The organism is Nocardia sp. 149-1B, from assembly GCF_057747975.1.
The window spans coordinates 4,090,691-4,103,693 of the sequence record NZ_CM173233.1 but is presented as its reverse complement, the minus strand read 5'-3'; the positions used below and the strand labels follow the sequence as shown (position 1 = coordinate 4,103,693).

The 13,003-nt window shown below is 72.0% G+C and carries 14 protein-coding genes and 1 tRNA gene; 11 read left to right on the top strand and 4 right to left on the bottom strand.

What is annotated here, in order from left to right:
- Positions 1–591, bottom strand: a complete 591-nt coding sequence (locus AC3ANS_RS19565) for a 5-formyltetrahydrofolate cyclo-ligase (protein ID WP_488293247.1) — start codon at positions 589–591, stop codon at positions 1–3.
- A 38-nt stretch (positions 592–629) separates the two neighbouring features.
- Here AC3ANS_RS19565 and AC3ANS_RS19560 point away from each other — a divergent pair, with 38 nt between their 5' ends.
- The 7 genes from AC3ANS_RS19560 (at position 630) to AC3ANS_RS19530 (ending at position 5,900) form a co-directional block, all read left to right on the top strand.
- Entirely contained in the window at positions 630–1,994 is a 1,365-nt protein-coding gene (locus AC3ANS_RS19560; RefSeq protein WP_488293246.1) for a UTP--glucose-1-phosphate uridylyltransferase, read from the top strand.
- Entirely contained in the window at positions 1,987–3,237 is a 1,251-nt protein-coding gene (glp, locus tag AC3ANS_RS19555) for a molybdotransferase-like divisome protein Glp (protein WP_488293245.1), read from the top strand. The genes AC3ANS_RS19560 and glp overlap by 8 nt, the downstream gene beginning before the upstream one ends.
- A gap of 53 nt (positions 3,238–3,290) precedes the next feature.
- The gene (gene moaC, locus AC3ANS_RS19550) at positions 3,291–3,719 is read left to right on the top strand and encodes a cyclic pyranopterin monophosphate synthase MoaC (RefSeq protein WP_488296531.1); all 429 of its coding nucleotides are present in this window, start codon (positions 3,291–3,293) and stop codon (positions 3,717–3,719) included.
- 2 nt (positions 3,720–3,721) lie between these two features.
- Positions 3,722–4,192 (top strand): MogA/MoaB family molybdenum cofactor biosynthesis protein, encoded by a 471-nt coding sequence (locus AC3ANS_RS19545; RefSeq protein WP_488296530.1) that lies wholly within the window; start codon positions 3,722–3,724, stop codon positions 4,190–4,192.
- Positions 4,189–4,788: a GNAT family N-acetyltransferase gene (locus AC3ANS_RS19540; protein WP_488293244.1), complete on the top strand. Its 600-nt coding sequence runs from the start codon at positions 4,189–4,191 to the stop codon at positions 4,786–4,788. Before AC3ANS_RS19545 ends, AC3ANS_RS19540 begins: the two co-directional genes overlap by 4 nt.
- 61 nt (positions 4,789–4,849) lie before the next feature.
- Entirely contained in the window at positions 4,850–5,677 is an 828-nt protein-coding gene (gene sepX / locus AC3ANS_RS19535; RefSeq protein WP_488293243.1) for a divisome protein SepX/GlpR, read from the top strand.
- A 150-nt stretch (positions 5,678–5,827) separates the two neighbouring features.
- A tRNA-Ala gene (locus tag AC3ANS_RS19530) sits at positions 5,828–5,900 on the top strand.
- A 157-nt stretch (positions 5,901–6,057) separates the two neighbouring features.
- Here the strand turns inward: AC3ANS_RS19530 and AC3ANS_RS19525 are convergent.
- On the bottom strand, positions 6,058–7,065 hold the full coding sequence (locus AC3ANS_RS19525; RefSeq protein ID WP_488293242.1) for a hypothetical protein: 1,008 nt from the start codon (positions 7,063–7,065) through the stop codon (positions 6,058–6,060).
- Between the two features lie 180 nt (positions 7,066–7,245).
- Here AC3ANS_RS19525 and AC3ANS_RS19520 point away from each other — a divergent pair, with 180 nt between their 5' ends.
- The 4 genes from AC3ANS_RS19520 (at position 7,246) to AC3ANS_RS19505 (ending at position 11,156) form a co-directional block, all read left to right on the top strand.
- Entirely contained in the window at positions 7,246–7,593 is a 348-nt protein-coding gene (locus AC3ANS_RS19520) for a VOC family protein (RefSeq protein WP_488293241.1), read from the top strand.
- 228 nt (positions 7,594–7,821) lie between these two features.
- Positions 7,822–8,223, top strand: coding sequence for a Fur family transcriptional regulator (locus AC3ANS_RS19515; RefSeq protein WP_488296529.1), 402 nt, complete (start codon positions 7,822–7,824; stop codon positions 8,221–8,223).
- Positions 8,224–8,252: 29 nt separating this feature from the next.
- Entirely contained in the window at positions 8,253–10,544 is a 2,292-nt protein-coding gene (gene katG / locus AC3ANS_RS19510) for a catalase/peroxidase HPI (protein WP_488293240.1), read from the top strand.
- Positions 10,545–10,658: 114 nt separating this feature from the next.
- Entirely contained in the window at positions 10,659–11,156 is a 498-nt protein-coding gene (locus AC3ANS_RS19505) for a peptidase inhibitor family I36 protein (protein WP_488293239.1), read from the top strand.
- Positions 11,157–11,168: 12 nt separating this feature from the next.
- Here AC3ANS_RS19505 and AC3ANS_RS19500 read toward each other — a convergent pair whose 3' ends face one another.
- Together AC3ANS_RS19500 and AC3ANS_RS19495 are read right to left on the bottom strand one after the other, a co-directional pair.
- Positions 11,169–12,317 carry a hypothetical protein gene (locus AC3ANS_RS19500; protein WP_488293238.1) on the bottom strand — a complete coding sequence of 383 codons (1,149 nt, stop codon included), beginning with the start codon at positions 12,315–12,317 and terminating at the stop codon, positions 11,169–11,171.
- Positions 12,314–12,835, bottom strand: coding sequence for an RNA polymerase sigma factor (locus AC3ANS_RS19495; protein ID WP_488293237.1), 522 nt, complete (start codon positions 12,833–12,835; stop codon positions 12,314–12,316). The genes AC3ANS_RS19500 and AC3ANS_RS19495 overlap by 4 nt, the downstream gene beginning before the upstream one ends.
- Positions 12,836–13,003 lie beyond the last annotated feature (168 nt).

Sequence of the window (13,003 nt, the reverse complement as noted above, 5' to 3'; positions counted from 1 at the left end):
TCATCGGAGGCGGACGACCCCCGACGGGCTGGCGGCGAAGCCGACCGGGCGGTCGTGGGGCTCCACGGGGACCTCGACGCCGACCTCGTCGTCGTACAGCAGCACGCAGGTGAACGTCCCGGCCGGCACCCGGCCGAGCGCCCGGTCGTAGCAGCCGCCCCCCTGCCCCAGGCGATCGCCGGTCGGTGAGACGGCCAGGCCCGGCACGAGGACGACGTCCGCCGTGGCGATCGCGTCCACGCCGAGCCGCGGCCCCGCCGGCTCCAGCAGACCCCGGCGGGCCGACACGAGCCGGCCGTCGTCGGCGGCCCAGTCGAGGTCGAGGTCGGGGAGCACCACCGGCAGGATCACCCGCTTGCCCGCGGCGCGCAGCGCCTCGAGCAGCGGGCCGGTGCCGGGCTCGGCGCTGACCGACACGTACGCCGCCACGGTCGCCGCCCGGCGTACCTCCGGACGTGTCATCAGCTGCTCCGCGAGCGCGTCCGCCGCCTCGACCACCTCGACCAGCGGACGCCGGTGACGGGTCGTCAGCAGACGGTCGCGGACCGCCGACTTGGCGGGCGATGCGATGGGTGATTGGGAGCCGGTCACGGGGGAAGCCTACGATCGTGAACATGGGAAGCCCTGGCTTGAAACGAGCCCGCGACAAGATGGCCGCCGAGGGCGTCGACGAGGTCGCGATCGAGACGTTCGCCCACTACTTCCGCCTCCTCGAGCACGGCGAGACCGGGATGATCCCCGAGTCGTCGATCGACCCGGTGGACATGGAGTCGCTGCGGTCGGTGGACGTGTCCGACGAGGCCGCGGCGGAGGCGATCCGCACGACCGCGGTGATCAAGCTCAACGGCGGGCTGGGCACCTCGATGGGCATGGACCGCGCGAAGTCGCTGCTGTGCGTGCGGCGCGGGCTGTCCTTCCTCGACATCATCGCGCGCCAGGTGCTGCACCTGCGCAAGGAGTACGGCGCGACCCTGCCGCTGATCTTCATGAACAGCTTCCGCACCTCCGCCGACACGATGGCGGCGCTGGCGCGCTACGAGGACCTGCCGGTCGAGGGTCTGCCGCTGGAGTTCCTGCAGAACAAGGAGCCCAAGCTGCTCGCCAAGGACCTCTCGCCGGCCAGTTGGCCCAAGGACCCCGACCTGGAGTGGTGCCCACCGGGCCACGGTGACCTCTACACCGCGCTGCGCGGCACCGGCCTGCTCGAGCGGCTGCTCGAGGCGGGCTACAAGCGGGTGTTCGTGTCCAACTCCGACAACCTCGGCGCGGTCCCCGACGCCCGGGTCGCCGGCTGGTTCGCGACCTCGGGCGCGCCGTTCGCGATCGAGGCCGTGCGACGTACGCCGTCCGACCGCAAGGGCGGCCACTTCGCGCGCCGCAAGATCGACGGCCGGATCGTGCTGCGCGAGACCGCGCAGACCCCCGACCAGGACAAGGACGCGCTCGCCGACCTCGACCGGCACAAGTTCTGCTCGACCAACAACCTGTGGTTCGACCTCGTGGCGATGAAGGAGGCCCTCGACGTGCGTCAGGGCATCCTCGGGCTGCCGCTGATCCGCAACGTCAAGACCCTCGACCCCGGCGACCCGTCGACGCCCGAGGTGATCCAGATCGAGACCGCGATGGGCGCGGCGATCGAGATCTTCGAGGGGTCGCGGCTGATCGAGGTGGGTCGCGAGCGGTTCGTGCCCGTCAAGACCACCAACGACCTGCTCGTGCTGCGCTCGGACGTCTACGACATCGGCACGGACTTCGTGCTCGACCAGGCGGCCGCCGAGCTGCCGTACGTGGACCTCGACGGCCACTTCTACAAGCTGGTCGGTGAGTTCGACAAGCGCTTCCCCGACGGCGCGCCGTCGATGAAGAAGGCTCGGTCGCTGCGGGTCGAGGGCGACTGGACGTTCGCCCACGGCGTGCAGGTCATCGGTGACGTGACGCTGGAGGCCACCTCCGCGCAGCGCATCGGCGCCGACGCCGTCCTCGCCGATGGCTGAGCAGCCCGCGGAGCTCACCTCGGTCGACGACCACCTCGCCCGGATCCTCGCGGCCATCGAGCCGCTGCCGGACTTCCCGCAGCCGCTGATGGACGCGCTCGGGCTCGCCGTGGCCGAGGACGTGGTCGCGCCGATCGGGCTGCCGTCGTTCGACAACTCCGCGATGGACGGGTACGCCGTACGCCACGAGGACGTCAGCACCGCCACCGAGGAGACCCCGGTGCACCTGCCCGTGGTGGGCGAGATCGGAGCCGGCCAGGCGCGGCTGCTGGCGATGTCGCCGGGCACTGCCGTCAAGATCATGACCGGAGCGCCGATGCCCGCCGGGGCCGACAGTGTCGTGCCCTACGAGTGGACCGACCGCGGGGTCGCGCAGGTCCGCATCGAGCGGCCCCCGGCGCTGGGGCAGCACGTCCGGCCCGCCGGTGAGGACGTGTCGGCCGGCGACCTGGTCGTGTCCTACGGCACCGTGCTCGGCCCGCGGCACCTGGGACTGCTGGCCTCGATCGGCCGGGCCGCGGTCCGGTCCCGGCCGCGCCCGCGGGTGGTGGTGATCTCGACCGGCTCGGAGCTGCGTGAGCCCGGGAGCGAGCTCGGCCACGACTCCATCTACGACGGCAACTCCTTCCTGCTGGCCGCCGCGGCCCGGGCGGCCGGCGCGATCGCCTACCGGGTCGGGATCGTGCCCGACGAGCCGCGGGCGTTCCTGGACGCGCTCCACGACCAGCTGGTCCGAGCCGACCTGGTCGTGACCAGCGGCGGGGTGTCCCAGGGCGACTTCGACGTCGTCAAGGAGGCGCTGCGGCCGCTCGGCACCGTGTGGTTCGGCGGGGTGGCGATGCAGCCCGGCAAGCCGCAGGGCTTCGGGCACGTCGGCGAGGACCGCACGCCGATCTTCACGCTGCCGGGCAACCCGGTGTCGTCGTACATCTCCTTCCAGCAGTTCGTGCTGCCGGCGATCCGCAAGCTGATGGGTCGTACGCCGTACGCCCGGCCGACCACCACGGCCAGGCTCACGCACGCGATCGGCTCGCCCGCCGGCAAGCGGCAGTTCGTCCGCGCGGAGTACTCCCTCGACCTCGCCGGCCGCGCCGGCGCGTCGGTGACGCCCGTCGGTGGCCACGGTTCCCACCTGATCGGCGATCTGGCATCGTCCGACGCACTGGTCGTCGTGCCCGAGGACGTCACCTCCCTCGAGGCCGGCGCGCAGGTCCAGGTCCAGAGGCTCGACGAGGAGTTCTAGTGTCCGCACCCTCCGAACGGCTCACCCACGTCGACGAGGCCGGGGCCGCGCGGATGGTCGACGTCTCCGCCAAGGACGTGACGGCCCGCGTCGCGACCGCGTCCGGCCGGGTGCTGGTGTCACCCGCGGTCGTCGCCCTGCTGCGCGGCGAGGGCGTGCCCAAGGGGGACGCGCTCGCGGTCGCCCGGATCGCCGGAATCATGGGCGCCAAGCGGACGCCCGACCTCGTGCCGCTGTGCCACCCCCTCGCGATCTCGGGGGTGAGCGTCGACCTCGCGGTGACCGACGAGGCGGTGGAGATCCACGCCACCGTGCGCACCACCGACCGCACCGGCGTCGAGATGGAGGCGCTCACGGCGGTCTCGGTCGCGGCGCTGACTGTCGTCGACATGGTGAAGGCCGTCGACAAGGGCGCGGTGATCACCGACGTGCGCGTCGAGACCAAGGCCGGGGGCAAGTCCGGCGACTGGAGCCGGTCGTGAGCATGCGCGCCGAGGTCGTCGTCGCCTCCAACCGCGCGGCCGCCGGGGTCTACGAGGACACGACGGGCCCGCTGATCGAGGAGTTCCTCCGCGAGCTCGGCTTCGTGGTCGGTGCCCCGGTCGTCGTACCCGACGGCGAACCCGTCGGTGCCGCGATCGCCGCGGCCGCCGAGGGAGGCGCCCGGGTCGTGCTCACCACCGGCGGCACCGGGCTCACGCCGACCGACCGCACCCCCGAGGTGACCCGGCCGCTGCTGGACCGGGAGGTGCCCGGCATCGCCGAGGCGATCCGCGCGTACGGCGTCGCCCAGGGCGTCCCCACCGCCGTGCTCTCCCGCGGTCTGGCCGGCGTCGTCGGCACCTGCCTGGTGGTGAACCTGCCGGGCTCTCGCGGGGGAGTGAAGGACGGTCTCGAGGTGCTCCGGCCGGTGCTGGTGCACGCGGCCGAGCAGGTCGTGGGGAGCGACCATTGAACGGCTGGCCCGCGACGCTGCGCTCCGACGAGGTCACGGTCCGCCCGCTCGCGACCTCCGACGCTGCCGCGTGGCGTGAGGCGCGTCGCCGCAACACGGTCTGGCTGCGCCCCTGGGACGCCACGGTGCCCCCGGGAGCCGACGCGCGGCCATCGACGTTCCGCCAGCTGGTCCGGCGGCTGCACCGGCAGGCCCGGGCCGGCACGACGTACCCCTTCGCGATCGAGGTCGACGGCCGCTTCGCCGGCCAGGTGACCGTCAACAACATCGTCCGCGGGTCGGCGCAGTTCGCCTCCGTCGGCTACTGGCTCGACCGCGAGTACGCCGGCCGCGGGGTGATGCCGCGCGCGGTGGCGCTGGTGATCGACCACTGCTTCACCCGGGCCGGCCTGCACCGCATCGAGATCGCGATCCGCCCGGAGAACTCCAACTCCCTGCGGGTGGTGGAGAAGCTCGGCCTGCGCGAGGTCGGTTACGCCCCGAAGTTCCTGCACATCGACGGCGACTGGCGCGATCACCGGCTCTACGCGGTGACCGTGGAGGAGTGTCCGGGAGGCCTGCTGGCCCGGGTTCGGTCACACCAGTCACACGAGTGAATTTGCGACACACCTGTGGACATCCGAGGTGGCGTGCGCTAACACTCCTAACCTCTGACCTGTGGACGCCAGCGCTCTGATCTTCGTCGCCCTTGCCGTGGCGTGGGCTGCCTACCTGGTCCCGATGGCGCTCCGACGCCACGAGGACGCCGCGAGCAGCCGTTCGGTGGACCGCTTCTCGCACACGATGCGCGTGCTGGCGCGCCGGGAGCCGGTCGACACCCGCAGCGCCCGGCTGGTCACCCCCGGCCGCCCCGCCGGCGAGGCCGTCCCGGTCGCCGCGTCTGTCGAGACCCCCGCTCCCGTCCTCACCCCGGCCCAGGTGCGCGCCCGGCGCGCGGCCGCGAAGCGAGCGACCAAGCGGCGCCGCAACGTGCTGGGCCTGATCCTGCTCGCCAACCTCGCGGTCGTCGGCGTCGCGGCGTTCGGGTTGATCAGCTGGTGGTACGTCGCGATCCCCGCCGGTCTGCTCGTCGCCTGGCTCGTCACCTGCCGGATCATGGTCAAGGGCGAGCGCCGGGCACTGAACCCCGCCGCCCGGATGCCCGTCGAGATCCCGGCCGAGGACGTGCCCGCCGAGGCACCCGCGGCCCGGATCCTCCTCGACGACACCGACGAGGTCGACCCGCTGGCCGACACCTCTGCAGGCATGGCGGCCATCGTCGACCCGGCGCTGTGGGACCCGGTGCCGGTCACGCTCCCGACGTACGTCAACAAGCCCGCCGCGACCCGTCGCACGGTCCGCACGATCGCGCTGGACGACAGCGGCGTGTGGACCTCGGGCCGCACCGACGCCGACGCCCAGATCGCCCGCGAGGCCGACGAGGCCGACCGCGTGGCTCGCCAGGCCCGCAAGGACGGCGACGACCACCGCGCCGTCGGCTCCTGACCCCGGTCGATTCGGGACAACTGCTCGTCGAGTCGGGGGTTCTGACCGTCGAGCCGGGAGTTCTGACCGTTCGCTCGGTGGTTCGGGGAGCCGATTCGGTGCACGCGTGGGGCTGGTGCTAACGTTTCCCACCGCGTCGTAGGACGCACTGGGGCTGTGGCGCAGTTGGTAGCGCGTCTCGTTCGCAATGAGAAGGTCAGGGGTTCGAATCCCCTCAGCTCCACCGACCGACGAGATCAGGTCCGGCACCCAGCGCAGCTATGGGTGACCGGGCCTGTCTCGTTTCTGTACGACGCCGACTCGGCGTGCTGGGGCGTGCAGTTGCGCCGACTCGGCGTGCTGGGGCGTGCAGTTGCGCCGACTCGGCGGGCCCTGCAGCCTCAGCCGGACAGGCGAGCGAGGGCTTCGCGCAGGACGTGATCGGGCACGCGGGGCAGGAACAGCCGCCGAGGCAGGGCGGAGAGCCTGGTGATCTCCTCGTCGAGGCGACGCATCAGGTCGGGTGCGGCGGGCCGGGGGCGACTGCGGACGACGGAGAGGTCGACGCGGTCGAGCACGCCGGCCCGCTGGAGCGCCTCGCCGTCGTCTCGGATATGGCGGGCGTAGAGCTCGCGCTGGCGGGCCTCTCGGACCTCGGCGGGTTGCCCCTCCAGGTCCCGGAAGGCCTCCAGGATCTCGCCTCGCCGCCCACGGACGCCCGGCGGCGAGCCCGAGGTCGCCAGCGCGTGCCACTTGCGGACGAAGTCGTCGTACGTCGTGGACTGGAAGTGGAGGTGGCGCAGGGTCGGATGCTCGAACGCGGGCAGCTCCTCGCCCTCGAGGTCCACGGCTGTGTGCACGCGGAAGCGCGCGGGCCGGAAGGGTCGGATGCCGACCTTGCCGGAGAGGTGGCCGTGGAAGTAGCGGGCGTTGCTGGGACGAGACAGCAGGCCCGCGCGGGTCAGGCTGCCCAGCTCCTGCTTCGTCAGGGGGCGTTTGAAGAGCGTCTCGTCGGTGTCGGGGTCGCTCACGGACTCCAGCGGGGTGAGGCGGACCGCTGACAGCGCCGTCGGGACCGTGTCGAGGATCGTGCGGTCCAGCAGGGCGACCTCGTCGCCGTCGATGAAGAACAACCAGTCGACGCCGCCGACCCGCGCGCACGCGACCCGGGCGAGGTTGGCGACCATGCGCTGGCGGCCGTTGAGCGGTGGAGCGCCGGCCCGCCCCCAGTCACGGTCGCCGAGCCGCACCACCACGGTGTGAGCCTGGTACGCCGGTGGCACCACCAGATCCGGGGTGTCCGTGTCCAGGAACAGCAGCACCCCGTCGGCGCCGTTCGTGAGGTTGAGCTCCAGGAACCGCTCGATGTTGGCTTGGACGTCCTTGACCAGTGCCACGATCACCAGCACGCGCGACCCCCCTGCTGTCGTCCCCCGAAACCTGCATCCGACGGCGTCTCCCTTCCAGTGGACCACCCGAACCTGAACGCCGCCCAAGCGCTCGCTGGCGTGCCCGCGCGACGGCGCTGGCCGGGGCGTGCGAGGCTGCTGCCGAGCCGGACGACACGTGAGAGGGAATTGGAGACGCCGATGAGCGAGCACGAGGTGCGCCAGATCGTCCTGTCGACGGAGGACCTCGACGAGTCGATCCGGTTCTACACCGAGACCCTCGGCTTCGCGCTGAAGTTCCGCGACGGCACCCACTACGCCGCGCTCGACGGCGGCTCGATCACGATCGCGCTCGCCACCGCCCTCGACCACCCGCTGCCCGGCAAGACCGTGGTCGCCGTCCGGACCGACGACGTGGACGGGTTGGCCCGGTCGATCGAGGAGAGCGGTGGCGCGATCGTCACCGCGCCGTACGACGACGCCCACGAGCGTCGCGCGGTCGTGTACGACAACCAGGGCAACGGCCTGGTGCTCTACAAGTCCCGCTGAGGACCTGGCGTCTCGCCGTGTGACGGGCGCGCCCCACAGGTCACGGCGAGGGAGGGATCGGTGAAACCGAGCATGTCGGGCCACTCCGTGCGGCGGACGTGGGACGACGTCAGGCGTCGCTGACCTCCTGCTAGGCGGCGGCCTTGCGATTTCACCTGCTTTTTCTTGACTCGTTCAAGAAAGGCGAGCAGGATGCGGGGCGTGCAGACGCCATCGGACTACCCGCGGATGCTGCGGGAGGCCGCGCTGCGGGTGACCCGTCCACGGGTCGCGGTGCTGGGGGCCGTGCACACCCACGCGCACGCGGACACCGAGTCGATCATCGGCGCGGTGCGCGAGGAGCTGCCCGAGGTGTCCCACCAGGCCGTCTACGACTCCCTGCACACCCTCACCGCTGCCGGGCTCGTCCGCCGGATCCAGCCGGCCGGCTCGGTCGCGCGATACGAGGCGCGCACCGGCGACAACCACCACCACCTGGTGTGCCGCTCCTGCGGGACCGTGGCCGACGTCGACTGCGCCGTCGGCTCGGCCCCCTGCCTGCATGCCTCCGACGACCACGGCTTCACCATCGACGAGGCCGAGGTCGTCTTCTGGGGCCTGTGCCCCTCCTGCTCGCCCACCCGTTCGTGACACGTGAACAACCGCCCGGAAGGAAGATCATGACCGACAGCCAGGACAACGTGACCACCCCCAGCGAGGAGGGCTCCAGCCCGCAGGGCGTGGACCGCAAGGCCGAGGGTGGATGCCCGGTGGCGCACGACGGCGCCACGGGTCAGGGCAGCGAGAGCGAGAACCCCGCGATCGACTCGCCGACGCCCAAGAACGGCGGCCGCCCGCACACCAACAAGGACTGGTGGCCCAACCAGATCGACCTGTCGGTCCTGCACACCCAGTCGTCGAAGAGCAACCCGCTCGGTCCGGACTTCGACTACTCCGAGGAGTTCAAGAAGCTCGACCTCGCCGAGCTGCGCCGCGACATCGTGAGCGTGCTCAACACCTCCCAGGACTGGTGGCCGGCCGACTTCGGGCACTACGGCGGCCTGTTCATCCGGATGAGCTGGCACGCCGCCGGCACCTACCGCATCTACGACGGCCGTGGCGGCGCCGGCGAGGGCAGCCAGCGGTTCGCGCCGCTCAACAGCTGGCCCGACAACGCCAACCTCGACAAGGCCCGCCGCCTGCTGTGGCCGGTCAAGCAGAAGCACGGCCAGGCGATCTCCTGGGCCGACCTGCTCGTCTACGCCGGCACCGTCGCGATGGAGGACATGGGCTTCTCGACCTTCGGCTTCGGCTTCGGCCGTGAGGACATCTGGGAGCCCGAGGAGGTCATCTGGGGTCCCGAGGACACCTGGCTGGGCGACGAGCGGTACGCCGAGGAGCGCTCGCTCGACGAGATGCTGGGCGCGGTCCAGATGGGCCTGATCTACGTCAACCCCGAGGGTCCCAACGGCAACCCCGACCCGGTCGCGTCGGCCAAGGACATCCGCGACACGTTCGCGCGGATGGCGATGAACGACGAGGAGACCGTCGCGCTGATCGCCGGCGGCCACACGTTCGGCAAGACCCACGGCGCGGGTGACGCCGACCTGGTGGGTCCCGAGCCGGAGGCCGCGCCGCTGGAGGAGCAGGGCCTGGGCTGGAAGAGCTCGTTCGGCTCCGGCAAGGGCGCCGACGCGATCACCTCGGGTCTCGAGGTCACCTGGACCACCACGCCGACGCGGTGGAGCAACGACTTCTTCAAGATCCTGTTCGGCTACGAGTGGGAGCTGACCGAGAGCCCGGCCGGCGCCAAGCAGTGGGTCGCCAAGGACGCCGAGGACATCATCCCCGGCCCGACGGCGGACTCGCCCAAGCGCAAGCCGACCATGCTGACCAGCGACCTCGCGCTGCGCTTCGACCCGGCGTACGAGAAGATCTCGCGCCGCTTCCTCGAGAACCCCAACGAGTTCGCGGCCGCCTTCGCCAAGGCCTGGTACAAGCTGCTGCACCGCGACATGGGCCCGGTCTCGCGCTACCTCGGCCCGTGGGTGCCCGAGCCGCAGCTGTGGCAGGACCCGGTGCCGGCGCACCAGGGCGAGCTGATCTCGGACGCCGACGTCGCGACGCTGAAGTCGAAGGTCCTCGAGTCGGGGCTCACCGTCTCCGAGCTGGTCACCACCGCCTGGGCGTCGGCGTCGACGTTCCGCTCCACCGACAAGCGCGGTGGCGCGAACGGCGCCCGCGTCCGCCTGGAGCCGCAGCGCAGTTGGGCGGTCAACCAGCCGGAGCAGCTGGCCGCCGTCCTCGCGAAGCTCGAGGCGATCCGCTCGGAGTTCAACGCCGCCGGCGGCGCCCAGGTCTCCCTGGCCGACCTGATCGTGCTGGCCGGCAACGCGGCGGTCGAGAAGGCCGCCCGGGACGCCGGCGTCGAGGTCACGGTGCCGTTCCACGCCGGGCGCACCGACGCCACCCAGGAGCAGACCGACGTCGACTCCTTCCGCGTGCTCGAGCCGCGTGCCGACGGGTTCCGCAACTACCTGCGCACGGGCGACAAGCTGCAGCCCGAGAAGCAGCTGGTCGAGCGGGCCTACCTGCTCGGCCTGACCGCCCCCGAGATGACCGCGCTCCTGGGCGGCATGCGAGCGCTGGGCACCAACGTCGGCGGCGCCGCGCACGGCGTGCTCACCGACCGGGTCGGTGTGCTGACCAACGACTTCTTCGCCAACCTGCTCTCGCCGGGCACGGTGTGGAAGGCCTCGGAGTCGGAGGAGAGCGTCTACGAGATCCGCGACGTCGCCACCGGAGCCGTGAAGTGGACCGCCACCGCGGTCGACCTGGTCTTCGGCTCGAACTCCCAGCTGCGTGCGCTCGCCGAGGTCTACGCCAGCGAGGACGCCCGCGAGAAGTTCGTGCACGACTTCGTCGCCACGTGGGTCAAGGTCATGGAGCTCGACCGCTTCGACCTCGCCTGAGGATCCAGGTCCGGGCCGGCTCGCGGAGCCGGCCCGGACCGGGCGGTCCAGACCGCCCATGACCCGAGGTGCGAACGCCTGCGGCGTCATCGCGACCTCGACAGGATGCAGGGCGTGGTTCGCCGTTCCCTCCTCCTGCCCCTGCTCACCCTCCTCGCGACCTCGCTCGCCGCGGTTCCCGCCAGCGCGACAGGAGGTGTCGCCAGGGCACCGGCACCCACCGCCACCGCCGCACAGGCGTTGTCCGCCCAGCTGCGCGCGGTTCCGGGCGGCACCGTGGTGGGCAACCGCGTCTACTACGGGGACGGCACGGTCTTCGTCGCGGTCGACGCCGGGGCAAACTCGATGGGCCAGTGCGCGTCCGGACAGTTCTGCATCTGGGCCGCCGGCGGCTACATCGGCTCGTTCGCCTACCGGACCGGCCAGGACGTCACCCGCACGCTCGACGTCGCGGTCGGGTCGATCTACAACAACCGGGCCAAGTCCGCGCGGCTTTACTCCAGCAGCGGCACGACCTCGACCTGCTACGCCCCGCAGGCCCAGGACTCCAGCGTCGACCCGGCGTACGGCGCCGCCGTGAAGGTCTACCTCTCCGACACCACCGGCTGCTGAGCCGGCCAGCCCTCAGCGCTGGCGTTCGGGAACCTCGGTGAAGGGGATCCGCCGCGACTCCACGAGGGCGGTGAAGGCCGTGACCGCCGGAGGCGTGACGCCGAAGTCGTTGCCGCCGCGCAGGAGCACGTCCTCGTTGCCCAGCAACGCACCGGTCTCCGGATCGGCGTAGAGGATCGTCGTCCGCGTGCCGTCGGCCGACGGCACGCTGAACCCGACCGCCGGACGGTCGAGACGGTCGACGGTCGTGCCGAGGTAGGTCACCTCGGGTTGGCCGACCAGGGTCCGCCAGAGCGCCGCGACGAGATCGGGCGGCAGCACCCAGGTGTAGTGCAGGTTGACCAGCTCGAAGCTCAGGCAAGCGGCGAGCACGGGGCAGTCCACCGGACTGGACACGAGGCGGTGGATCAGCCTGGCCGGGTCGCGGGGCAGGTGTGCCGGGTAGTCCGCGCCCTCGCTCGGGCCGGCGAAGGTCTCGTCGGTGGTCGGCTCGGGACCGGCGCTGGGGTCCTCGACCTGGCCGTGCACGTCCAGAGGGGCGCCGCGCGTCTCGAGGCTGCGCATGCGCCCGTCCGGGAAGAGGTAGCGTCGCACGATCGTCGGCACCAGGTCCGCCCCCGCGACGGGGGCGTCCTTCGCGCGTTTCGTGAGGAACCACCCGTCGAGCACGACCTCCTGGACGGGACCGTCGCTGCTGGCGGGCTGCGCGGCGGCCCGGTCCGCGAGATCCTCCAGCGCGTCGTCAGCGGCCACGCCGTGGAGGGTGGAGTCGTCGTCGAAGGACGCGAGCGAGAACGTCGGGAGCGGCGGGCTCGTCCAGGTCGTGGGCTCGGCCTGGGGAGGACGCGACCGCTCGCGGTCCTGCTGCCAGGGCTGGGCGAGGAGCGTGATCGTGAGAATCACCGCGAGCACGGCGGCGAGCGAGCCGAGCGCCAGCGAGCGCACCCTGCGGTGTGCGTCGAGCCGGCCCGGACGGGCCGGTCGACCGGGCGTCTCGTCACGCGGGCTGGCCACGATCCGCTCGAGGGCGGCGCGCGCCACCTCGTCGGTGCGGAGCGTCTCGTCCTGGGTCAGCTCGCGGGGAGCGGGCTGCGATGCGCCGGCTGAGGCGAGGAGCGCGCGGACGTCGTCCTCGAGTGCTGCGGCCTTCTTCCGCCTCATCGGTCCACCTCCCCACGGATCACCTGGGCGAGCCGGTTGCGGGCTCGCCGGAGACGCATGCTGACCGCGCCGGGGGAGCTGTCGAGGATCTCGGCGATCTCGGCCACCCGGAACCCCTCGACCACCAACGTGACGACCGCGCGCTCGCGCTCGGGCAGCTGGGCGAGCAGCAGGCTGGCCGATTCCTCGGCCTCCCGCTCCTGCACCTGGTCGGCCACGTCCGGCTCCGCCGTGCGGTCGGTCAGGTGGTGCTCGGCGACGGCATCCAGCAGGCGGGCCCGCCGGGCGCTGGCGCGTCGGGCGTTGCGGATGTTGCCCTCCAGGACCCGGTAGGCGAACGCGTGGAGCTGCAGCTCCTCGGTAGGGGTCGAGGGAGCCGGCAGGTTCTTGGTCCAGATGGTGTGCAGGGCCGAGATCGCCGCCTCGTTGGCGGTGTCGGCGTCCAGGCTGCGCATGGCGTGGCGCAGCAGCCGAGGTCGCATGAGCTCGAAGAACTCCTCGAACTCCCCGACGTCCACGCCGATCCCTTTCCTGGCCCGATCCGGTCAGATCTGCGGCGTTCATCGAAGCACAACACCGTGCCCCCACAGGCACGCGCTGGCGTCTCCGACGCGGAGACGCCAGCGCGTACGGCGGTGATCCCCCGGGACATCACCGCGCTCAGGCCGATGACCACCCCCGTGACA

Excerpts from the sequence above, each read along its gene's own strand:
- katG (WP_488293240.1), top strand. The coding sequence starts at position 8,253 with ATGACCGACAGCCAGGACAACGTGACCACCCCCAGCGAGGAGGGCTCC.
- AC3ANS_RS19545 (WP_488296530.1), top strand. The coding sequence starts at position 3,722 with ATGCGCGCCGAGGTCGTCGTCGCCTCCAACCGCGCGGCCGCCGGGGTC.
- AC3ANS_RS19500 (WP_488293238.1), bottom strand. The coding sequence starts at position 12,317 with ATGAGGCGGAAGAAGGCCGCAGCACTCGAGGACGACGTCCGCGCGCTC.
- AC3ANS_RS19520 (WP_488293241.1), top strand. The coding sequence starts at position 7,246 with ATGAGCGAGCACGAGGTGCGCCAGATCGTCCTGTCGACGGAGGACCTC.
- glp (WP_488293245.1), top strand. The coding sequence starts at position 1,987 with ATGGCTGAGCAGCCCGCGGAGCTCACCTCGGTCGACGACCACCTCGCC.
- AC3ANS_RS19515 (WP_488296529.1), top strand. The coding sequence starts at position 7,822 with ATGCTGCGGGAGGCCGCGCTGCGGGTGACCCGTCCACGGGTCGCGGTG.
- moaC (WP_488296531.1), top strand. The coding sequence starts at position 3,291 with ATGGTCGACGTCTCCGCCAAGGACGTGACGGCCCGCGTCGCGACCGCG.